The following is a 22,073-nucleotide window of genomic DNA, read 5'->3' as shown; positions in this document are numbered from 1 at the left end:
GAACGAAGCGGGCAACCAAGGAGGGAGGTGAGCATGGCGCTCGAGATCAAGATACTGGACTATGGCGACATCGAGCTTGAATCGAGCTTCCTGGTGCTCGGCCGCAATTGCGGCCGCACGGCGCGCGTCTACACCTACGGCTTCCTGATACTGGGCGGACAGTATCCGATCCTCGTCGACACCGGCTTCCGCGACAATGCGATCATGGAAACGCTCGGCATGCGCGGGCTGCAGTCCCACGACCACATGATCGAGAATCAGCTCGCCCGCCATGGCGTGAAGGTCGGCGACATTCGCTACATCTGCCACACGCATCTGCATATCGACCACGCCGGCAAGGACGACCATTTCCCGATGAACACCACCGTGGTGGTCAACCGACGCGAGATGGAGTGCTCGGTGTCGGGGCTCATGCACCCGCAATATCCCAAGCCCGACATCATGCATCTGGTGGAGCGGCTGCACACTCCCGGCGCGCTGCGCTTCGAGGATCTGGAGCTTTCAGGACCGGTCGAGCTCATCCCCGGAGTGGTCCTGGAAGCGGCCAATGCCCACACCGAGGGCTCGATGAACATCCATGTCGAGACGGAGGAAGGCCGCGCCACCATCTGCGGCGACGTCATCTACGACATCCACAACCAGGTGCTGGAACCATTCCACCAGATTCACGCCGACGAGCCGCAGGTGACCGGCAATCATGCCGGATCGAAGCGTTCCGAGAAGGCGGCTATCAAGAAGCTGCTGAACTCTTCGAAATTCCTGCTGCCCGTGCACGACAAGCCGGCAAAGGTGGAGAATGGTCAAGTCGTCGGGCGACTCGACATGGCGGTGCCCGGACCCGTCAGCCAGAGCGTTCCGCGGCGCAACTGGTTTCCGGCTTGAGCATCATGGCGCCGATGGATTGAGGGGAGGATAACATGGCCCATGAAGCGCTACGGCCCGAATTCCGCGACCTGATCGACGAGAACGCTCCTGTTCGCGAGATCGGTTCGGGATTCATCTTCACCGAGGGGCCGATCTGGCATCCGGTCGAGCACTACCTTCTCTTCTCCGACATGCCGGGCGACGTGCGCCGGCGCTGGGACCAATCGGGCATAAGCGAAGTCGCGCGGCCTTCCAACAAGGGCAACGGCATGACTTACGATGCCGAGCTCAACCTGATCGTGTGCGAGCATGCCACCTCCAGCCTCGCGCGCCTGAAGCCGGGCGGCGCGCGCGAGGTCCTGGCCTCGCATTTCGAGGGCAAGGAGCTGAACAGCCCGAACGACGTCTGCGTCCGCTCCGACAGCTCGATCTACTTCTCCGACCCCTGGTATGGCCGCATGCCGCATTACGGCGTCGAGCGCCCGCGCCAGCTCGGCTGGCAAGGCGTCTTCCGCGTGCGGCCCGGCGCGACGAACGCCGGGCCGCAACTGCTCGTCGACAGATATCTCTTCAGCCAGCCCAACGGGCTCTGCTTTTCGCCCGACGAGCGGCTCCTCTACATCAACGACACCGAACAGTGTAACATCCGCGTCTTCGAGTTGCGCGACGACGGCACGCTCGGCAACGGCCGCGTCTTCGCCTCCGGCATCAGGGACACCCTCAAGCCGGGCGTTCCCGACGGGATGAAATGTGACGCGCTGGGCAATGTCTGGGTCACCGCGCCGGGTGGATTGTGGATCTACAACCCATCGGGCCAGCTCGTCGGCAAGGTCGCCATACCCGAATTGCCCGCCAATCTGCATTGGGGCGGCCCGGACTGGCGCACGCTTTTCATCACCGCTTCCACCTCGATCTACGCGATGGACGTGAAGGTCGGCCCGCGCACCGAACCGTTCATGCGGGCCGACGCCCGCGCGCCGGGCAAAACCGCGGGTTCGGCAGGGACCTCCCACGACGGCTTCAGGCTCGAAGCAGGCCGCTGCGCGCTGATCATCCAGGACATGCAGAACGACGTGGTGATGGAAGGCGGCGCCTTCGCCGCTTCCGGCTCGCCCCAGCATTGCAGGGAGCAGAACGCGATCGAGAACGTCCGCCGTCTGGCCGAGCGCTGCCGCGCGCTCGGCATACCGGTCATCCACGTCTGGTTCGAGGTACCGGAAGGCGGCAAGGGCGTTACCCTGAACGCGCCGCTCTTCGAGAACACGCTTCAAGTCAACGCATTGATCAAAGGCACATGGGGGGCAGAGCCGGTTCCGGGGCTTGACGCCAAGCCTGGCGACCATGTCGTCTCCAAAATGCGCATGAGCGCCTGGGAGGGCACCAATCTCGAGACGATCCTCAAGGCGGAGGGCCGCGACATCGTCATCGAGACAGGCGCCTGGACCAATATGTCGATCGAACACACCGCACGCACCGGCGCCGACAAAGGCTACATCATGATCGTTCCAGAGGACGGATGCTCGACGATGAATGCCGATTGGCACCGCGCCTCGGTCGACTACGCGATGCAGAACGTGGCGGCGGTGACGACCACCGACGATGTGCTCCGGGCGCTCGGCTAAGGCTCATTTGCCGGTACGCGCATCCGCACGCCATGGCTCTCGTCCCAGCCGGCTGCGACATCTTCCGGGATACCGTGGCGAATGAAATCCACGAAGGCGCGCAGCTTCGGCAGCGCCTGCGTCCGGCTCGGATAGTAGAGGAACAGTCCCGGCGAGGCCGGCCAGTACTCCTCCAATACGCCGACCAACCTCCCTTGTCGCAGATGATCCGCGACCAGCGGCTCGGCGGTGTAGGCAAGACCCGCTCCGCGCAGAGCGGCGGCTAGCATGAGCGCGGTGTCGTTGACGATCAGCGAGCCGTCTACGTCGATCTCGAACTGCCGCTCGCCCTTCTCCAGTTCCCATCGATAGATGGTGCCCGACGTGGCATGGCGGAAACGGATGCAGTCGTGCCGGCGCAGTTGCTCGGGCGTGCGCGGCTTGCCATGCCGCGCGAGATAGTCCGGCGCGCCGACGACGGCGAAGCGGAAGGGCGGCGTCAGCCTGAGCGCGATCATATCCGGGCGAAGCAGTTCGCCGAGCCTGATGCCGGCATCGAACCCGCCCTCGACGATATCGGCGAAACCGTCATCGGCGAAAAGCTCGATCTTCACCTGCGGGTGAATCTGCCGGAAACCCTGGAGAATCGGATCGAGCAGGAAGGGCAGAACGCCGCGCGAGGCGTTGAGCCTCAGAAGGCCCGAAGGCGCGCCGCCATATGCCTCGATGGAGGCGAATGACGCCTGCAGCGCCTCGATCGCCGGCCGCGCCTGCTCCAGGAAAAGGCTGCCCGCCTCGGTGAGATTGACGCTGCGCGTCGTGCGGGCCAGCAGCGCGACGCCAAGGTCCTGCTCCAGCGCCTTGATCGTCTGGCTGAGCGCCGAAGGCGACACGCCGAGCGCGGCGGCGGCCGCACGGAAGCTGCGCCGCTCCGCCACGCAGAGGAAGGCGAGGACGCCGTCGAGCCGCCGTCGGGTGATTGTGAAGTTATGCTTCATTGGTCGTCGCGATAATAGGATATTATCTAAACAATCTAGCCCGCTTACCTTGTTCTGCACAAGCGTTTGCAAAGCGAGGCAGCTCATGGCCAGCATGACATTGAGGGTGAACGGCGAGGCGATCGATGTCGAGCTCGACCCCGCGAAGCCATTGCTGTGGGTGCTGCGCGAGGAGCTTGGGCTGACCGGCACCAAATATGGCTGCGGCGTCGCAGCATGCGGGGCGTGCACCATCCATCTCGACGGCCGGGCGGTACGCTCCTGCATTCTGCCGGCGGATGCGGCCGAAGGCGCCGAGATCACGACGATCGAAGCCGTATCGGGAGGAGCGGCAGGGGTAGCGGGCCAGCTTGCGCAGCAGGCATGGATCGAGATGCAGGTGCCGCAATGCGGCTATTGCCAGTCCGGCATGATCATGGCGGTCGCCGCGCTGCTCGGCGAAAACCCGAACCCTTCCGACGACGAAATCGACGCAGCGGTCACGAATATATGCCGCTGCGGCACCTATCCGCGCATCCGCAAGGCCGTGCATGCTGTCGCGCGCCATATGGAGACGGCATCGTGAGACGGCGCACCTTCCTCCTCGGTGCGGTCGCGACGGCAGGCGGCGTCATGATCGGCTATCGCTCCTGGTCAGGCAGTTTCGAGCGGGCGGCGCGAAGCCAGGTCGAGGGACCCGGCGAACATCTGCTCGCAGGCTGGATCAAGATCGGGGCCGACGACATCGTCACCGTCCAGGTGCCCCATATCGACATGGGACAAGGCGTGCATACCGCGCTGGCGATGATGGCCGCCGAAGAGCTCGACGCCGACTGGTCGAAAGTACGCACCGAACGCGCGCCCGGCGAAAAGACCTTCGCCAACCGCTTCCTGGCGCGCGGCTGGATCATGCAGAACCGTGCCGTGCCGGCCTTCGCCGACGGTATCACCGACATGGTGTTCACCGAGGCCGCCCGCTTCATCGACCTGCAGATCACCGGCGGGTCGACGGCCGTTCGCTTTACCGGGCGCGCAGGCATGCGCATCGTGGGGGCCGCCGCCCGTGGCATGCTCGTCGAAGCCGCGGCACGGCGCTGGAACGTACCGGGCGTAAGGCTGGCGGCGCGCGACGGCGTCGTCACCGACCCCGCCACGGGCAGGTCAGCACGTTTCGGCGAGCTTGCCGAGGAAGCGGCACAGCTTTCCGTGCCTGCCAATCCACGGCTGAAGGAGCCGCGCGAATGGCGCATCGTCGGCACCTCGCCGACGAGGTTCGACATTCCGGCCAAGACCGACGGCAGTTTCGCCTACGGCATCGACCTCGCGCTGCCCGGCATGGTGCATGCCGCGATACGCGTCGCGCCGGTGCATGGCGAACGCCTGCTTCGGGTCGATACCGGCCCTGCCGAAGCGATGACCGGCGTGGAGCGCGTCCTGCCGCTCGATCACGGCGTCGCGGTCGTGGCGAAGAGCTGGTGGCAGGCTAACGAGGCCATGCTCGCGCTGGAGCCGGAGTTTTCGACGGAGGGCCAGATGGTGCTCTCGCAGGCGGACCTGGAGCAAAGACAAGATCAGGCGCTCGGTTCGGAAGGTTCGTCCGCCCATGCGCAAGGCGATGCCGACGCGGCGCTGGAAACGGCCTCCGCCGAGCGGATCGTCGAAGCCGTCTACCGCGTACCCTATCTCCACCACGCGGCGATGGAGCCTATCAACGCCACGGCGCAATTCGCCGACGGCGTCCTCACCTTGTGGGCGGGCGAGCAGGACGCGCTCGGCGCCAAGGCGCTGCTGGTCGAGCTTTCCGGGCTCGGTGCCGACAATGTGATCGTGCGCGGCCTTCCCGCGGGCGGCTCGTTCGGCCGCCGCATCGCGCCCTCGGCGGACTATCTGCGCCGTCTCGTGCCGATCGCCCTTGCGATGTCGCCGCGTCCGGTGAAGCTGATCCTCAGCCGCGAGGAGGAATTCACGCACGGCGCATACCGTCCCGCGCTTGCCACGCGCGTCAGGGCAGCGCTGGGCGAGAACGGCTTGCCGACGGCATGGTCGCAACGCTTCCTCGCAGCACCGACCCGCAACGAGGCGTTCGTCCTCCCCTACGCGATCGAGAACCAGTCGCTGCGCTCGATCGATTTTGCGACGCATGTCCACACCGGCACATGGCGCGCGGTGGCGCATACCCAGCATGCCTTCTGGACCGAGAGCTTCGTCGACGAGCTGGCGCATGCCGCCGACCGCGACCCGTTCGTATATCGGCGCGACATGCTGCCGGAAGGCTCGCGTCAGCGCAGGGTGCTGGAAACCGCGGCCGAGCGCGCCAGCTGGGGTACGCCCCTGCCGGCCGGAACGGGCCGCGGCATCGCGCTCCATGAATGCTACGGCACCTGGGTGGCCGAGGTGATCGAGGCTTCGCTTGGCGAGGATGGCGGGCCCCGTGTCCACCGTGTGGTGGCGGCGGTCGATTGCGGCGGCCTCGTCCATCCGGATACCGCCCTGCAGCAGGTGGAAGGCGGCATCATCATGGGCCTGAGTGCTGCCCTGCGCGAAAAGATCACGCTGGAGGACGGCCGGATCGTTCAGACCAACTTTCACGACTACGACGTGTTCAAGCTGGAGGATACGCCGAAGATCGAGGTCCATTTCCTCGAAAGCGATGCGCCATGGGGTGGCCTTGGCGAACCGGCGCTGCCGCCGGTGGCACCCGCCCTTGCCAATGCGCTTTTCGCCGCCACCGGCAGGCGCATCCGCCGGCTGCCGATAGCCGACGCACTCGCGGAGACGGCCTGAGCCATGGACCCGCTCGCCACCCTGCTCGCTTCGGCCGCGGTCCACGGATGCCTCGTACTGTTCGGGCTTGCCTTTGCCGAGCGGATGATTCCGGTGCTTCCCTCTTCCGCCCTGCTTGTCTCGATGGGCGCGGGCGCGGCGGCTGGAGCCTGGACGCTGCAGGCCGCACTGCTTGCGAGCATTCTGGGCGGGATGGCCGGCAGCGTGTCCTTCTATTGGCTGGGCGCCAGGGTCGGAGAAGCACGACTGATGCGTGTTCTCGGCCTCATGCTTGTACCTCCGGCATTATCCGCGAGGTTGAAGGCCAGCCTGGCCGCGAACGCCGGCGCACTGGCATTCGGAGTACAGCTCGTGCCGACCGCCCGCCTCATCGCACCGGCGGTCGCGGGGATGCTCGCCATCCGACTTCCGCTGTTCCTGCTTACGACGACCGCGGGCATCATGCTGTGGAACGCCGCTTTCATCGTGCTCGGCTACTCGACCGTGTCCGGATTCGCCGCCGGGACAAATGCGACGCTCATCGTGATGGCCGCGCTGGCGGGCGTCGGCTGCCTCCAGATGATTGCCCTGACCATGCTGGGACCGCGAAGGGCTCAGGGAAGCCGAACCGCGAGAGAGCAATAGAGATTGCCGATATCCGATTGGGATGATAGACAGCCGCCTCTCAGCACAACAGTCATTGCCGGAAAGACCCATGGGAACGAAATCGTCAGACAGATAAGCCGCAACGACCTCGTCGTTGCGGCCGTCTGCCCGTTTCAATCCCATAGTCGATAGGAAGGCAGATCGCCGCCGAATGTCATTCATTTGAGCGGATATTTTCCTATGCCTTCTCGAAACCCCCGGGCGTGGAGTTACGCCCTGCCGGCAGCACTGCTGCTGATGGCACCCTTCAACATACTGGCCTCGCTGGCCATGGACATCTACCTTCCGATCGTGCCTGCAATGCCCGGCCTGCTCGGAACGACGCCTGCAGTCATCCAGCTCACGCTGAGCCTCTACATGATCGTGCTCGGCGTCGGCCAGATTCTGTTCGGCCCGCTTTCCGATCGGATCGGCAGGCGACCTGTCCTGCTTGGCGGGGCGATCCTGTTCACCGTCACCTCGCTGCTGCTGGCCGCCACTTCCACGGCCGCGATCTTCGTGGCGATACGCCTGCTGCAGGCGATCGGTGCCTCGGCGATGCTGGTCGCGCTCTTCGCGACGGTCAGGGACGTCTATGCCGACCGACCGGAAAGCGCGGTGATCTACAGCCTGTTCAATGCGATGCTGGCTTTCGTGCCGGCATTGGGGCCGATCGCCGGCGCGGTCATGGCCGACCTGTTCGGCTGGCGGGCAATCTTCATCGCGCTTGCCGTTTCGGCTGCGGCCGCCACTCTCTACGCCACGCCGAAATGGCACGAGACACGGCCGGACGGTGATGCGGTTCGCGGCGCATCCTTCGTCCCGGTCCTGAAGAGCCCCGTCTTCTGGACCTATACGCTGGCCTTCAGCACGGCGATGGGAGCATTCTTCGTCTTCTTCTCGACGGCGCCGCGCGTCCTGATCGGCCAGGCCGGTTTTTCCGAGCTCGGTTTCAGTCTCGCCTTCGCGACGGCCGCGCTGGTGATGATCGTCACCACGCGTTTCGCAAAGCGCTTCGTGGAACGCTGGGGCATCGCCGGCAGCGTCGTCCGCGGCATGGCGATGCTGCTTTCCGGTGCGGCATTGCTGGCCGCCGGACAGGTGTTCCTCGACCCGTCGTTCTGGAGCTTCGTCCTGCCGATGTGGGTGATCGCGGTCGGCATCGTGCTCGCCTCGTCGGTGACGGCGAACGGCGCGCTCGAAGAGTTCGGCGCTATCGCCGGAACGGCGGTGGCGCTTTACTTCTGCATCCAGAGCCTCGTTGTCGGCATCGTCGGAACCCTGATGGTGGTCTTCCTCGACGGCGAGACCGCCTGGCCTCTGGCCGGCTTCTGCACGCTGATGGCAACCGTGACGCTCGTCGCCTTGCTGCACCTGCGCAAGCGCGGCAAGGCGCGCTGATGTTGGAAGCCGCCCGCGCAAATGCGGGCGGCTGCCTATTGCAGCCGCGTCAAGAGCCCGGCGACGAACTTCGCCCGCTCGACCAGGCTGTCGATCTCGATATGCTCGCCGAGCGTGTGCAGGCCCTTGCCGCGCACGCCGATAGAATCGAGTGTCGGGATGCCGAGCGCGCCGGTAAAATTACCGTCCGATCCGCCCCCGGCGCTGCCATGGGTCAGGTCGAAGCCGATCTCCTTCGCGATCTCACGGGCGATTTCGTACATGGCCATCGTGCCCGGCTGCTCCGGCTTCCATACCGGACGGGTGACGCCGCGCGTCACCTCGAAGACGACCTCGTTCTCCTCCCCGGCGAGCGCGAACATCGCTTCCACGCCGCGATCGAGATCCTCTTGGCGCTTCGCCATGCTCAGCGCTTCCGCATGACAGGTCGAGGAGACGCAATTGACCCACTGGCCGGCGCGGATGACGCCGACCGAGAAAGTACAGTCCTCGGTGGTCATCTTCTCGATTTCGAGCACCTTCCTGGCCATGGCGGCGATGGCCGAACGACCCTCCGAAAGCGCCCAGCCGGCATGGCTCGGTCGTCCTTCGGTCTTGAGATTGAAGCGCGCGATGGCGTAGCGGCCGGTCACCGCCCCGCCATCCGGACGGGCAGGCTCCGGCACGAGCACGTATTTGTGCTGGCGCGCCTCCATCTCGATCAACTCGCGCGTGCTCGGCGTGCCGACCTCCTCGTCGGGCGTGAACAGGACGGTCACCGGCAGCGGCGTCTCGATGCCCGCCAAAGCGAGCCGGCGGATCGCTTCGAGGCTGACATAATTGCCGCCCTTCATGTCCATGATGCCCGGCCCGTAGCATTTGCCGTTCTCGATCCGCCAGGGAAGCACATCGAGCGTGCCGACCGGATGGACGGTATCCATATGGCCGGCGATCAATATGCCGGGCTTGCCCTGATCCTTGTGCGGAAAGCGCGCGCGGACCGATCCGCCGAACCCCATGCGGCCAGGAATGCGCTCGATCGTCGCCCCCGCCGCCACCAGATCATAGGTTGCGAGGTCCATCATCCGGTTGACGGCGGCCGCGTCGAAGGTCGGACTTTCGCATTCCACCCACGGCTTCAGCCCGGCGAGCATTTCCTCGGTGTCGAAAGGCAGACTGTCGATATTCATGGAAACTGTATCCTTGTGGTGTCGGGCGGGGATCAGAGCGGCAGGCGCTTCTCGACGATGCGGGCCATGATGCTTGCCCCCACGGGCAGGATCGCGTCGTCGAGGATGAAGCCGGGATTATGCAGCGGCACGCCGCCCGAATGGCCGAGCGTGCAGTGGGCGCCGGGCACGACCTTCAGCATGTCGGCAAAATCCTCGCTGCCGGTGAAGACTTCCTTGGTCTCCGTCACGCTCTCCTCGCCGACGATATCGCGCGCCGCATCGAGATAGGCATTCGCAAGATCGGGATCGTTGACGAGGACGTCGAAGATTTCGCGCAGGTCGACGTCGATCTTGACGCCGTAGCTCTTCTCGAAGCCTGCGCACAGGTCCTTTATCCGCTCGTGGATGAGGTTCTTCACCTCTTCTTCGAAATAGCGGATGGTCCCGCCGATCGTGGCCCTCTCGGGAACCACGTTGTAGGCGGAGCCGGAATGGATCTGCGTAACCGACAGGACGGCCGGCTTCGTGGGGCCGACATTGCGGCTGACGATCGACTGCAGGTTCTGCACCAATGAGGTGACGATGACGATCGGGTCTTTCGACTGGTGCGGCATCGCGCCGTGGCTTCCGACTCCGTGGACGACGATGTCGAAGAAGGTAGCCCCCGCCATGGACGGCCCCGGCTTCACGCCGACCGCATTCGGCTTGTTCATCGGGTCGTTGTGCATTCCATAGATCTCGTCGCACGGGAAGCGCTGGAAAAGCCCCTCGGCGAGCATCCTGCGCGCACCGCCCAGCCCCTCCTCGGCCGGCTGGAAGATGAAGACGGCGCGGCCGTCGAAATTGCGCGTCTCGGCGAGATAGCGGGCGGCTCCGAGCAGCATCGTCGTGTGCCCGTCATGACCGCAGCCATGGAACTTGCCGGGAGACGTCGAACGGTAGGGCAGGTTCGTCATCTCCTCCATCGGCAACGCGTCCATGTCCATGCGCAGGCCGATCGCGCGCGTCTTAGAGCCCTTTCCCTGCAGGACGCCGACCACGCCGGTTCCGCCGATGCCGGTATGGACCTCGATTCCCCAGGATTTCAGAAGATCGGCGACGATCTTCGATGTGCGCTCCTCCTCGAAGCCGATCTCGGGATGGGCGTGGAAATCATGGCGGATCGCGATCAGCTCGTCGCGATATTCTTCAATCTTCGGCATCACCGGCATGGTCGTCTCCTTTATCTGTCCGGAAAGCTCAGACGGCTTCCAATTCGCGGAAATTCGCAAAGTCCCATGCGCGGCCGGGCGCGGCCTCGATGAGCGAGCGTGTGTAGTCGTCCCTGGGTTGGGAAAGCACGTTGGCGGCGGTATCGTGCTCGACGACGCGGCCGCGCTGCATCACCACGACATCGTCGCAAATCTGGGCCGCGACCCTGAGATCATGGGTGATGAAAAGGATTGCAATGCCGAGCTTCTGCTGCAGCTCGTCGAGCAATTGCAGCACCTGCGCCTGAACCGAGACGTCCAGCGCCGAGACCGCTTCGTCGGCCACCAGCACATCCGGCCGCATGGCGACGGCGCGGGCAATCGCGATACGCTGGCGCTGCCCACCTGAAAACTGATGAGGATAGCGACCGAGCGCGTCCTTCGGCAGTCCGACGAGTTCGAGCAGCTCCGCGGCATGCGCGAGGGCTTCCTTGTGCGGCATGCCGTAGTTGATCGGACCTTCCGTCAGGCTCTTGCCCACCGTCCAGCGCGGATTGAGCGATCGGAACGGGTCCTGGAAGACGATCTGGATGTGCTTGCGGTGAGGTCGCAACTCGCCACGCGACAGGCCGGCGATCTCCGTGTCGGCGATGCGTATCTCGCCCGCTGTCGGATCGATCAGGCGCATGATGCAACGGGCGACGGTCGATTTGCCGGAGCCGCTTTCGCCGACGATGCCCAGCGTTCGTCCGCGTGGAATGACGAAGTTCACATCCTGCGCGGCATGAACCGACGGCGTGCGCGTGAAGATGCCGGTGCCATGGTAGAGCTTGTCGAGCCCCGAGACGGACAACGCGTCCTTCGTCGCATCCATCGGGCGCGGCGGCCGCGGCACGAGGCTCGGGACCGCCCGCAGGAGCCGGCGCGTGTATTCCTCCTTCGGTTCGCGCAGCAAACGCTCGACCGGCGCGTTCTCCACCACCTGACCTTCCTTCATCACATAGACCGTGTCGGCGATCTCGGCGACGACGCCCATGTCGTGCGTGATGAACAGCACCGCCGTGCCGTGGTCTTCCTGCAGCTTGGCGATCAGGCTCAGAATCTGCTTCTGCGTGGTCACGTCGAGCGCGGTCGTCGGCTCGTCCGCGATCAGCAATTGCGGCTCCAGGACGAGCGCCATCGCGATCATGATGCGCTGGCGCTGGCCGCCCGAAAGCTGGTGCGGATAGGACCGGTATATCCGCTCGACATTGGGGAGCTGGACCTGTTCCATGATGTCGAGCACGCGTTGCCTGGCTTCGCGGCTCGATATCTTCGTGTGCGTGTTCAGCACCTCGGCGATCTGGTCGCCCACCCGCATGACCGGGTTGAGCGCCGTCATCGGCTCCTGGAAGATCATCGAGATGCTGCGCGCGCGCATCGCCCTTATGCCTTGCGGCGAAAGGCCGATCAGGTTCTTGCCCTGGAGCTCGATCGAACCATTGGTCACCTCCAGCGCGCCCTTCGGCAAAAGCCCCATGATCGCCAGCGAGGTCACGGATTTGCCCGAGCCGCTTTCGCCGACGAGGCAGACCGTCTCGCCCTTGCGGATGCGGATCGACACCTTGTCGAGAACCTCGAGCCCGTTGCTGGCGAGGCCGACTGAAAGGTCGCGTATCTCGAGGATCGCCGGCGCGTCGTCGAAGCTGCGTTTCTTGAACAACATGCTCAAACCTCCCGCTTCTTCAGCCGCGGATCGAGCATGTCGCGCGCAGTGTCGCCGAGCAGGTTGATGGAAAGGATGCAGAGCGACAGCATCAGCCCTGGCCAGAAGATCAGCGAGGGCATGAGCTGGAAGTAGTTGCGGCCCTCGGCCATGATGTTGCCCCAGGTTGGAATTTCGGTGCTCACCCCAGCTCCGAGGAAGGAGAGAATAGCCTCCGTCAGGATCGCCGAGGCGCAGATATAGGTGCCCTGGACGATCAGCGGCGCGAGGGTATTGGGCATGAGATGGCCCCACAATATCTTCGGCATGCTGGAACCGACAGCGATCGCGGCCTCCACATAGGGCTCCTCGCGGGCGGAAAGCACGACCGCGCGCACGAGGCGGACGACACGCGGGATTTCGGGAATGGTGATCGCGAAGATGACCGACCAGATGCTCGGCCCGTTGAGAGCGACCAGCGCGATCGCTAGCAGGATGGCGGGAATCGCCATCAGGCTGTCCATGATGCGCATGATGATGGCGTCGGCCCAGCGGAAGAAACCGGCCACCAGGCCGATCAGAAGGCCGATGAAGACGCTGATGATGGCCGCGCCGATGCCGATCAGCAACGACACCTGCCCGCCGACGAGGACGCGCGAAAAGAGGTCACGCCCGTAAGCGTCGGTACCGATCCAATGTTCGGCGCTCGGTCCCTTGAGGCGCTGCAGCGCATTCATTGCGAGTGGATCGTGCGGAACGATGAGATAGGCGCATGCGGTGACGAGCACGATCGCGAAAAGCACGCCCGCCGCGATCATCGGTCCGATACCGACGCGCAGGTTCCGCGGCAGGGAGAAAATGCCAAGCACCGTCTGCATGGCCGACATGGGCTGCGGGGCTGCGGCCATCAGTAACGGATCCTCGGATCGATGAAGGTGTAGGACAAGTCGATGATCAGGTTGACGAAGACGTAGATGAAACTCGTGAGCAGGATCATTCCCTGAATGACCGGATAGTCGCGGGCGAGGATCGCGTCGACCGTCAGGCGACCGATGCCGGGAATGTTGAAGACGCTTTCCGTCACCACCACGCCGGAGATGAGAAGCGCGAAGCCGGTACCGATGATCGTCATGATCGGCACGGCCGCGTTGCGCAGCGCGTGACGGAAAAGCACGACCTTCTCCTTCACGCCCTTGGCCCGGGCGGTGCGAACATAGTCCTCGCCCAGGACCTCGAGCATGCTTGCGCGTGTCATGCGGGCGATCAGCGCGACGTAGATCGTCGCCAGCGTCAGGCACGGCAGGATTGCGCGCTGCAGGAACGGCCACAGCCCTTGCGAAGGCGGCGCGTAGCCCTGGACCGGCAACCAGCGCAGCTCGATCGAGAAAATCTTGATGAAGATGTAGCCGATGACGAAGACCGGGATCGAAAAGCCGAGCACCGAAAAGCTCATCACCGCGGAATCGACCCATGTGCGGTGGCGCCAGGCCGCGATCACGCCCATCGGCACTGCGATCAGCACGGACAGGATGATCGTCAGCACCGCGATGTTGATCGTCGGCCAGAGCCGCTGCCCGATCATCGTCGTGACCGGCGTGTTGGAGATGAGCGAGGTGCCGAGATCGCCCTGCAGGAGCAGCCCGACCCAGGTGACGAACTGGATGTGCAGCGGTTCCGTCAGGCCGAGGGATTCGCGTATGCGCTCCAGCCGCTCGGGCGTCGCCATGTCCCCGGCGATGATCGCCGCCGGATCGCCCGGCGACAGCCGCAGCAGGAGGAAAACGAAAATGGCGACGATGGTCATGACCGGGATCACGGCCAGAATGCGCCTGATGATATATCCAAGCATGGGGTATGCCGACCTTTTCGTGGCGATGTCGCGCTGCGTCCGGGAGGCGCGCCCCCCGGACCATGTCAGGCGCGTGCTATTCCGACTTCTCGATGTTCCAGAACACGGGAACCGGAGAAGGGAGCATACCCGTCAGCTTCTTGCTGATGACCTGCGGCGCGGCATACTGGCCGAGCGGAACATAGATGACGTTCTCCAGGGTGTAGGCCTGGATGCGGCTCGCCACGTCCTTTTGCGCCTCCGGCGTCGAGGCTGCGATGAATTCCTCGCGCAGCGCCTCGAGCGCGTCGTCCTTCGGCCAGCCGAACCATGCCTCGTCGCCGCGACCGTTGAGCATCGGACTGATCAGCGGGGAGTTGATCTCCGGCACCATCCAGTTGGTGAAGAACATGTTCCACCCGCCCTCGGCCGGCGCGCTCATGCTCGCGCGGCGCGTGACCAGCGTCTGCCAGTCCATCGCCTGCATGTCGACGGTGAAGCCGGCTTCGCGCAGCGCTTGCGCGGCCACCACGGGCTGCGCGGCGAGGGTGGTGACGTCCGTCGGCTGCATGAGGACGACCGGCGTGCCATCATAGCCGGCCTCCTGAAGAAGCGCCTTGGCCGCTTCCTTGTCGCCGCCAGAGGTCAGCGTCTCGGATCCGGTATCGTCGGCAAGCGGCGTGCCGCAGCCGAAGATCGCGCCGCAGACGGAGTAATATTCCGGATTGCCGATAAGCGCGGCCAGCACGTTTTCCTGGCTGAGCGCCTTCAAAGCCGCCTGGCGGATCTTCGGGTTGTCGAACGGCGGATGCTTGAAGTTCATCCGTCCCATCGTCTGGTAACCCAGCTCGTCGCGCACCTCGACGGTGACGTCGGGTGACGAAGCCACGATCGGCAGCAGATCGACCTGCGGCGCCTCGATATAGTCGATCTCGCCCGACATGACGGCGTTGATGGCGGTCTGCGCGTCCGGCATGGTCACCCAGCGCACGCGTTCGACCTTCACCACCTTGCCGCCGGCCATCCAGCTCGGCGGCTCCTCGCGCGGAACGTAGTCGTCGAACTTCTCGTAGGTGACGCTGACGCCGGGCTGGTATTCGCTTTCCACGAAAACGAAAGGACCGGAGCCCACATATTCGGTAATCGCCTGGTCCGCCGAGGTGCTGGCGATCCGCTCCGGCATGATGAAGGGCGGCACCGCCGATTGCTTGCCGACCGTTTCCAGAAGCGCGGGGAACGGCTTGCTCAGCTTCCAGGTGATGGTCTTTTCGTCTGTGGCTTCCAGGCTCTCGGTCACATCGAAGATGAGCTGTCCGCCGGAATCGCGCTCACCCCAGCGTTTCAGCGAGGCAACCGCGTCGGCTGCCGTCACCGGGGCGCCGTCATGAAATGTGAGGCCGTCGCGCAAGGTGAAGGTGTAGACCAGATTGTCGTCGGAGATTGCCCAATCGGCCATCTGCGGATGCGGCTTGAAGTCCTCGTCGACCGCCACCAGCACGTCGTAGATCATGTAGCCGTGGTTTCGCGTGATGTGCGCGGTGGTGATGATCGGGTCCAGCACGCGCAGGCCGGAATGCATGACGGCGGTGATCGTGTCGGCGTCCGCATGCGCGGGGACGGAAAATGTCAGCGCCGTTCCCGCAAGGAATGCGCCGGCAAGCAGGCCGGAAAGCCGCCTCGAACGGGATGCGGGCCGTGACCTGGCTTCGATTTCTTGAAACGTCTGCTTGGTTCGGTTCCTGTCGAATTTCAGCATTTTTCTTTCCCTCTGTTTTTGCTGGAGCACGTCTCGTGTTCTCGTTTTTTCGTTGCGCGCTGATATCCTTCAGCTTCGCAAAAGCTGCGACAGCTTCTCCTTGTGACTATTCTCCCACTGCTTTTCTCGCCGGATCTTCCCGAGACAGGAAGGCCGGACCGTTTGGCGACAAGCGCATTCCCGGCGCGAGCCGGGTCCACGGGAGGTCTGCCGGATCGAGCGGCATCGGCCCGGGCGCGACGCCCACCAGGATCGTCTCCGCGATCGGCTCGAAATCGGCGCGGAAATGCACCGAGCTCTTGTTGACGAGGATTGCCTGTTCGGTCGGCTCGATGCCGACGAAACGGAACATCTGCTGGTCCGCCAGTTGCGCCTTGTAGGTCGCCACGACCACGCGGACGCCGCCGATCACGAGGCAGGCCGATGGCCCGAGATTCATCGACGCGCCGCCATAATAGGGGCCTGGCGCATCGAAGCGGCCATCGGACAGCCGTTCGACAGTGAAAGTCGCTTCAAGAGGGGCGTCGCCCTCTATGCCGGAATGGCCTCCGAGCGCGAGTGTCACTTCCGCCCCCTCGCCCGCCTCATGGGCGATGCGCGCAGCTTCCGGATCGACGATCAGGCCGATCGCCGCCCTTTCGGCATCGTTGCGGATCAGCGCGCGAAGCATGCCGGTGGTATCGGAATTCCCGCCCGCGCCGGGATTGTCCTGGGTGTCGGCAATGACGACCGGCTTCGACGCGCCGCGGGCGATGCGCATCGCCTCGCGCACTGCCTCGTCGGCGGGATAGGCGCTGCCGGCAAAGGCGCTCTCGCTTCGCATGACGAGATCGAAGATGCGGTCGGCCGCCGCATCGGCCGCCTCCCGGGTATCGCCATACGCGAGCACGGTCGGTGCGCACTCCTCGAAATCGGCGGCCGGAAATCCGGTAAGGAAGGAGGTGCTGGCGACCTGACCGCCCTCCAGATCCGCGACCAGATGATAGATCGACCGCGCAGGTTCGAGCGAAGTGCATTGCCAGGCGATCGGGATCAGGTAAGGCAAACGCCGAAACGCCTTCGCATGTGGCCTTCCGCGCGCCATCAGCGCATCGAGCTGGACAGCTGTGCGCCTGCCGGTTTCCGCCATGTCTATATGCGGGTAGGTGCGGAAGGCGACGAGCGCGTCGGCATGCTCCATCATCCTTTCGGTGACGTTTCCATGCAGGTCGAGGCTCGCCGCGATGAAGGTGTCCGGGCCGACGATTTTTCGGACATTCTCGATGAGATGGCCCTCGCCGTCGTCGAGATGCTCGCAGACCATCGCGCCGTGCAGGTCGAGATAGATGCCGTCGAGCGAACCCGCGCCGGCGATTCCGTCGAGGATTTCGCCGGCGATCCTTTCATAGGCGTCCTTCTCAACGTGGGCGGAAGGAATGGCGCCGGACCACAGGATGGGCACGAGCTCCCAACCCTGTTCCCCGGCATGTTCCAACACGCCGGAAATGCCCAGGTTGATGCCGCCGCAGCGCTCCAGGATCTCCCGGACGCGGCTGAGCGGCAGATATCCGCCACCCTGCTGGAAATTGGCAAAATTGGCCCGGGAAGGTGCGAAAGTGTTGGTTTCGTGAAGAAACCCCGCGAGCGCTACCCTCCGCTTCAACGCCGCCTGCTCCCGATGCCGGTGGCGACTGCCGGGAGACCGGAAACCGTCGATGACATGAGCCTCCAGCGAAAACGAGCGGGCACCGTTTTGCACCTCCAACTTTGACGGACCCGCCTTGATTCAGGTCCGGTTGGCATGTATCGGCTAGCGATAGTTAGGTATCGAAAGCTAGACTAGTTGTGCTAGGTTGAAGCTGTCAACGTGTTTTCGGAAAACTTATGTTGCGAAGCATACTAAGGGCCGAGTCGGGGCTGCGGCCGACGACCGAGGCACATCATAACGACCCGTTGTTCGTTCAATCCATTGCCCGGGCCATGCAGGTTCTTTCGGCGTTTCACCATGCCGACAGGCCGCTCACGCTCGCCGAGATCGCACAGGTGTCGGATATGGGGAAGAGCGCTGCCCAGCGCGTCGTCCACACCTTGCGGGAGCTCGGCTATATCGATCGTGATCCCGACAATCGCGGCTATATACCCGGCATACGCATCCTCGATCACACGCTGGATTATCTGAGACTTTCGCCGCTCATCGAGCGGGCGACGCCGGTTCTCCTCGAGCTCAGGCGCAGCGCCCGCGAGCGCGTCGACCTTAGCCTCTGGGACGATCTGCGGGTGGTCTATTCGGTGCGGCTCCAGAGCAAGCGAGAGAGCTTCTTCGCCACGCTCGTTGGGCACAGCGTTCCAGTCTTCTGCACCTCCGGCGGCCGTGCGATCATGGCTCGTCTGACCGATGGCGAGGTGGACGGCATCATCGAGCGTTCCGACAGGCGCCCCTTCACCACAAAGACGATCTGCGAGCCCGACGAAATCCGCGCCAAGGTGAGCGAGGCCCGCGAGTTGGGCTACGCCTATACGATCGGGGAAGTGCTCGTGGGGGAGATCGCGCTCGGCGCCGCGGTCGTCGGTCCAGACGGACGGCCACTGGGCGCGATCCACATCGCCGGTTCGCTCAGCGAATGGACCGCCGAGGATTTCTGCCAGCGCTTCGCGCCGCTCGCAACGGAAGCGGCGCGCGCGATCAGCATGTTCTGAGCGGCCGGCCTCGCCTGCCTCCGGAGGCCTAGGAACTCAGGCGACGCTTTTCTGCGTCGAACCACCGAGGAACAGCTGGCCCACCCTGGGGTCGGCGAGCAGCTTGTCAGCGCGGTCGTGCATGCGCGTCTGCCCCAATTCCAGCACGATGCCGTAGTCCGACATGGCGAGCGCCGACTTCGCGTTCTGCTCCACCATCAGGACGGTGACGCCGTTGTCGCGAAGCCTGATCAGCGTCTGAAACACCTCCTGCACCAGGTTCGGCGACAGGCCGATGGAAGGCTCGTCGATGAGGATCAGCTTCGGATCGAGAAGCAGCGCGCGGGCGATCTCGAGCTGCTTCTGCTGGCCGCCCGACAAGGCGATCGCCTGCTGGTTCCGCTTCTCGCGCAGGATCGGAAACTGGTCCATGACCATCTCCATCCTCCGCCTGACCATGCCCTGGTCCCTGGCGGTGATCCCGCCTAACTCCAGATTGTGGAAGACGGAGAGCTGCGGGACGATGTTGCGGCCCTGCGGCACGTAGGTCACGCCGTGCGAGATCATCTGCGCCGGCGTCTGGCGGGTGACGTCCTTGCCGTCGAGCAGGATCTGGCCCGAATGGATGTTGAGCAGGCCGAAGATCGCTTTGAAGACGGTCGACTTGCCTGCCCCGTTCGGGCCGATGACGGTGGTAATGGTGGCCTTGTCGATCTTGAACGAGACGCCGTTCAGGATCGTCATCTTGCCATAGCCGCCGTAGAGGTCCTTGAGTTCGAGCATGTCAGCCCCCCAGATACGCTTCGATGACTTCGGGATTGCTGCGGATTTCCGCAGGTGTCCCCTCGGCGATGATCCTTCCGCCGGCCAGCACAAGGATACGCGTGCACAGCGACATGACGAAATCCATGTTGTGCTCGATGACGACGAAGGTCGAACCACGTTCCCGGTTGAAGGCGACGAGGCGTTCCTTGAGGTTCTCCAGCATGGTGAGGTTCACGCCGCCCGCCGGCTCGTCGAGGAGCACGAGGCTCGGCCCCGCCATGAAGGCCATGGCGGCGTCGAGCAGCTTCTGCTGGCCGTAGGACAGCGACCCGGCAAGCTCGTCGCGAAGATGGCCCAGCCGGAAGAAGTCGATAAGCTTCGCCGCCTCTTCCGTAAGTCCCGCGTCCGACGGGCCGAAAAGCCGGGTGAACATCGTGCCCTGGTGTTCCTGCCCGGCGAGGATGATGTTTTCGAGCACCGTCATCTGCGGGAAGACCTGCAGCATCTGGAAGGTACGGCCGACGCCGAGCTTGTTGAGGTCGCAGGCACGCTTGCCGGCGACCGACTGGCCGTTGACGCGCACCTCGCCCTGGTCCGGCTTCAACTGGCCGAGAATGCAGTTGAAGAGCGTCGACTTGCCGCTGCCGTTCGGGCCGATCAGGCCAAGTATCTCGCCCGAGTTCACGTCGAAGGAGACGTCGTCGACCGCCTTGATCCCTCCGAACGCCTTGGAGATGTTGCGCACGCTGAGCACGGAGGCACCGGCATCGGCGGCGTTTCGGACATGTGCCGTCATAGCTTTGCTCCCTCCTTTAGGTCGCCGCGTACGCTGCGGCCCTTGAATTGCGAGGCGAACTTTCTGCCGAGCCCGATCAGTCCGGTCGGGCAGACGATCATCAGCACGAGAACCATCGCCGCGTAGATCATCAGATAGTAGCCCTCGGTGAAGCGCAGGAATTCGGGCATCACGATCACCAGACCGGCGCCGAGGATAGGGCCGAAGAAATACCCCGAGCCGCCGACGACCACCATCAGCAGGATCTTCAGCGAATGCATGAGCGAAAAGGCCGGCGGGTCGATGAACTGCACCAGCGGCGCTGCAAGCGCACCGGCAAGCCCACCGAGCGCGGAGCCGATCGCGAACGCCAGAAGCGTCATGCGACGGATGTCGACGCCGAGGCTGTTGGCACGGATCGGATTTTCGCGCAGCGCCTTGAACGCGCGGCCCCAGGGGGAATGCACCAACCCCCAGAAAAGCAGCGCCACGAGAACGAAAACGGCAAGCGTGAAATAGTAGAAGTGAAGCTGCGGCATGGTGTCGAAGCCGAGGAATTTCGGCCGCATGATGCCAACGAGGCCGAGCGAACCGCCGGTCAGCCACTCCTCGTTGCGCAGCACCAGGAAGGTGAGCGTGCTGAAGGCCAGCGTCACGAAGGCGAGGAAATGGTGCTGCACGCGCAGCGCCGGATATCCGAGCACCAGTCCGATGACGAAGCACAGGACCATCGCCGCCGGCGCGGCGAAGATCCAGTGCACGCCGGCCATGGTCAAAAGCGCGGTGGTGTAGGCGCCGATCCCCATGAAGGCTGCCTGGGCCAGCGAAACCTGGCCGGCATAGCCGAGCGTGAGATTCAGGCCCATCGCGGCGATCGAGAAAATCAGCCAGGAGCACAGGACGTAGATGACGTAATTGCCCTGCCCGAGCGGCGCGGCGATGAGGGCCGCGATGCCGACGAGCACGAGAATGAGATTGCGAGAGTTCATCAGACGGCCCTCCCCTCGGCCTTGCCCAACAGGCCCTGCGGACGAACAAGGATGATGACGATCAGCAGGATCAGCGGAACGGCGGCGCGATACTGCGCGGAGACATAGATGGCCGCCAGATTGTCGACCACGCCGATGAGCAGCCCACCCACGAGCGCGCCCCTGATCTGGTTGAAACCGCCGACGATCGCGGCGATGAAGGCAACGAGGCCGATCGGCTCGCCATTCGAGAACTTGGCGAGATAGATCGGCGAGATCAGGAAGGAGGCGACCGCCGCAAGTGCTGCGTTGATCAGGAAGGTGTAGAGCACCATCCGCTTGATGTTGACGCCGAGGATCTCGGCGACCTGCGGATTCTGCGCGGTCGCCTGCATGGAGCGGCCGGTGCGGGTGCCGCTCAGGAAGAATTGCAGCGCGACCACAACCAGCATTGAAACCACGAGATTCAGAATATCCTGTGTGGAGACCGCCGCGCCGAAAAAGTCGAGCGTCCGGTCGGCCACCAGCGAGGGATAGGGCTGCGCCTCGGCGCTGTAGAATTCCTTCACCGTCTCCTTCATCAGAATGCCGAGCGCGATCGTGGCCATGACGATCGGCAGCGTGCCGTGCGGCAGCATCGGCTCGATGACGAACTTCTTGAAGATGACCCCGAGCAGGATCAGCGATAGGATCAGCGCGAAGATCATCGCGGCGATCAGAGGCATGCCGAGGACATGCATGCCGATCAGCACGAAGAAGGCCGGCAGCATGACGAACTCGCCTTGCGCGAAATTGATGGTTTGTGAGGCCTGCCATAAAAGCGTGAAGCCGATCGCCGCCAGCGCGTAGATCGATCCCGTCGCCAGCCCCGATAAGACAACCTGCAAGAATTCAGTCATCCTGCTCCTCCAAATGATGGTCGCCGTCACGGCGTCCAGGTAACGCCGTCGGCAGGCACGTCCTTGCGACGTTCGCAATGATTTCCGGGTAGGCTGCGGGATGTCCGGCATCCCTGCCGGACATCCTACATCGGACGGAAACCGATTGTCC

19 protein-coding genes are annotated in these 22,073 nt (G+C 64.2%); 7 read left to right on the top strand and 12 right to left on the bottom strand.

Going from position 1 to position 22,073, the window contains the following annotated elements; translation table 11 throughout:
* Positions 1 to 33 precede the first annotated feature (33 nt).
* Together XW59_RS16695 and XW59_RS16690 are read left to right on the top strand one after the other, a co-directional pair.
* A complete protein-coding gene (locus tag XW59_RS16695; protein ID WP_047146543.1) occupies positions 34 to 882 on the top strand; it encodes an N-acyl homoserine lactonase family protein in 849 nt (282 codons plus the stop codon).
* A 35-nt stretch (positions 883 to 917) separates the two neighbouring features.
* Positions 918 to 2,486: an isochorismatase family protein gene (locus XW59_RS16690; RefSeq protein WP_047146544.1), complete on the top strand. Its 1,569-nt coding sequence runs from the start codon at positions 918 to 920 to the stop codon at positions 2,484 to 2,486.
* On the opposite strand, the gene XW59_RS16685 is transcribed toward XW59_RS16690, so the two are convergent.
* Entirely contained in the window at positions 2,483 to 3,463 is a 981-nt protein-coding gene (locus XW59_RS16685) for a LysR family transcriptional regulator (RefSeq protein ID WP_047146545.1), read from the bottom strand. The two genes, XW59_RS16690 and XW59_RS16685, sit on opposite strands and share 4 nt — an antisense overlap.
* Before the next feature lie 85 nt (positions 3,464 to 3,548).
* Here XW59_RS16685 and XW59_RS16680 point away from each other — a divergent pair, with 85 nt between their 5' ends.
* The 4 genes from XW59_RS16680 to cml all read left to right on the top strand — a co-directional run bounded on the left by XW59_RS16680 (position 3,549) and on the right by cml (position 8,251).
* A complete protein-coding gene (locus XW59_RS16680) occupies positions 3,549 to 4,028 on the top strand; it encodes a (2Fe-2S)-binding protein (protein ID WP_206077718.1) in 480 nt (159 codons plus the stop codon).
* Positions 4,025 to 6,226, top strand: a complete 2,202-nt coding sequence (locus XW59_RS16675) for a molybdopterin cofactor-binding domain-containing protein (protein WP_052958208.1) — start codon at positions 4,025 to 4,027, stop codon at positions 6,224 to 6,226. The genes XW59_RS16680 and XW59_RS16675 overlap by 4 nt, the downstream gene beginning before the upstream one ends.
* 3 nt (positions 6,227 to 6,229) lie before the next feature.
* Positions 6,230 to 6,850: a VTT domain-containing protein gene (locus XW59_RS16670; RefSeq protein WP_052958209.1), complete on the top strand. Its 621-nt coding sequence runs from the start codon at positions 6,230 to 6,232 to the stop codon at positions 6,848 to 6,850.
* Positions 6,851 to 7,051: 201 nt separating this feature from the next.
* On the top strand, positions 7,052 to 8,251 hold the full coding sequence (gene cml, locus XW59_RS16665) for a CmlA/FloR family chloramphenicol efflux MFS transporter (RefSeq protein ID WP_047146546.1): 1,200 nt from the start codon (positions 7,052 to 7,054) through the stop codon (positions 8,249 to 8,251).
* Between the two features lie 35 nt (positions 8,252 to 8,286).
* Here cml and XW59_RS16660 read toward each other — a convergent pair whose 3' ends face one another.
* The 7 genes from XW59_RS16660 to XW59_RS16630 all read right to left on the bottom strand — a co-directional run bounded on the left by XW59_RS16660 (position 8,287) and on the right by XW59_RS16630 (position 17,502).
* The gene (locus XW59_RS16660; protein WP_047146547.1) at positions 8,287 to 9,420 is read right to left on the bottom strand and encodes a M20/M25/M40 family metallo-hydrolase; all 1,134 of its coding nucleotides are present in this window, start codon (positions 9,418 to 9,420) and stop codon (positions 8,287 to 8,289) included.
* 32 nt (positions 9,421 to 9,452) lie between these two features.
* Positions 9,453 to 10,613, bottom strand: a complete 1,161-nt coding sequence (locus XW59_RS16655; protein WP_047146548.1) for a M20 aminoacylase family protein — start codon at positions 10,611 to 10,613, stop codon at positions 9,453 to 9,455.
* A gap of 28 nt (positions 10,614 to 10,641) precedes the next feature.
* Positions 10,642 to 12,297 (bottom strand): ABC transporter ATP-binding protein, encoded by a 1,656-nt coding sequence (locus tag XW59_RS16650; RefSeq protein ID WP_047146549.1) that lies wholly within the window; start codon positions 12,295 to 12,297, stop codon positions 10,642 to 10,644.
* Positions 12,298 to 12,299: 2 nt separating this feature from the next.
* Complete coding sequence (locus XW59_RS16645) at positions 12,300 to 13,184, bottom strand: ABC transporter permease (RefSeq protein ID WP_047146550.1); 885 nt, start codon at positions 13,182 to 13,184, stop codon at positions 12,300 to 12,302.
* Positions 13,184 to 14,125: an ABC transporter permease gene (locus XW59_RS16640; RefSeq protein WP_047146551.1), complete on the bottom strand. Its 942-nt coding sequence runs from the start codon at positions 14,123 to 14,125 to the stop codon at positions 13,184 to 13,186. The genes XW59_RS16645 and XW59_RS16640 overlap by 1 nt, the downstream gene beginning before the upstream one ends.
* A gap of 76 nt (positions 14,126 to 14,201) precedes the next feature.
* On the bottom strand, positions 14,202 to 15,860 hold the full coding sequence (locus tag XW59_RS16635) for an ABC transporter substrate-binding protein (protein WP_082137654.1): 1,659 nt from the start codon (positions 15,858 to 15,860) through the stop codon (positions 14,202 to 14,204).
* A 106-nt stretch (positions 15,861 to 15,966) separates the two neighbouring features.
* Positions 15,967 to 17,502, bottom strand: a complete 1,536-nt coding sequence (locus XW59_RS16630) for a M81 family metallopeptidase (protein ID WP_047146664.1) — start codon at positions 17,500 to 17,502, stop codon at positions 15,967 to 15,969.
* A 221-nt stretch (positions 17,503 to 17,723) separates the two neighbouring features.
* Between XW59_RS16630 and XW59_RS16625 the strand changes: the two genes are divergently transcribed.
* Positions 17,724 to 18,536 (top strand): IclR family transcriptional regulator, encoded by an 813-nt coding sequence (locus tag XW59_RS16625; protein ID WP_047146552.1) that lies wholly within the window; start codon positions 17,724 to 17,726, stop codon positions 18,534 to 18,536.
* A gap of 36 nt (positions 18,537 to 18,572) precedes the next feature.
* On the opposite strand, the gene XW59_RS16620 is transcribed toward XW59_RS16625, so the two are convergent.
* The 4 genes from XW59_RS16620 to XW59_RS16605 are packed head-to-tail and all read right to left on the bottom strand — an operon-like array spanning position 18,573 to position 21,922.
* Positions 18,573 to 19,298 (bottom strand): ABC transporter ATP-binding protein, encoded by a 726-nt coding sequence (locus XW59_RS16620; RefSeq protein WP_047146553.1) that lies wholly within the window; start codon positions 19,296 to 19,298, stop codon positions 18,573 to 18,575.
* Position 19,299: 1 nt separating this feature from the next.
* On the bottom strand, positions 19,300 to 20,076 hold the full coding sequence (locus tag XW59_RS16615) for an ABC transporter ATP-binding protein (RefSeq protein WP_047146554.1): 777 nt from the start codon (positions 20,074 to 20,076) through the stop codon (positions 19,300 to 19,302).
* Complete coding sequence (locus XW59_RS16610) at positions 20,073 to 21,044, bottom strand: branched-chain amino acid ABC transporter permease (RefSeq protein WP_047146555.1); 972 nt, start codon at positions 21,042 to 21,044, stop codon at positions 20,073 to 20,075. Before XW59_RS16610 ends, XW59_RS16615 begins: the two co-directional genes overlap by 4 nt.
* Positions 21,044 to 21,922: a branched-chain amino acid ABC transporter permease gene (locus XW59_RS16605; RefSeq protein WP_047146556.1), complete on the bottom strand. Its 879-nt coding sequence runs from the start codon at positions 21,920 to 21,922 to the stop codon at positions 21,044 to 21,046. The genes XW59_RS16610 and XW59_RS16605 overlap by 1 nt, the downstream gene beginning before the upstream one ends.
* Positions 21,923 to 22,073: the final 151 nt, after the last annotated feature.

The organism is Aquamicrobium sp. LC103, from assembly GCF_001014615.2.
Lineage (GTDB): Bacteria > Pseudomonadota > Alphaproteobacteria > Rhizobiales > Rhizobiaceae > LBCQ02.
This window is presented reverse-complemented; position numbering and strand designations above follow the sequence as displayed.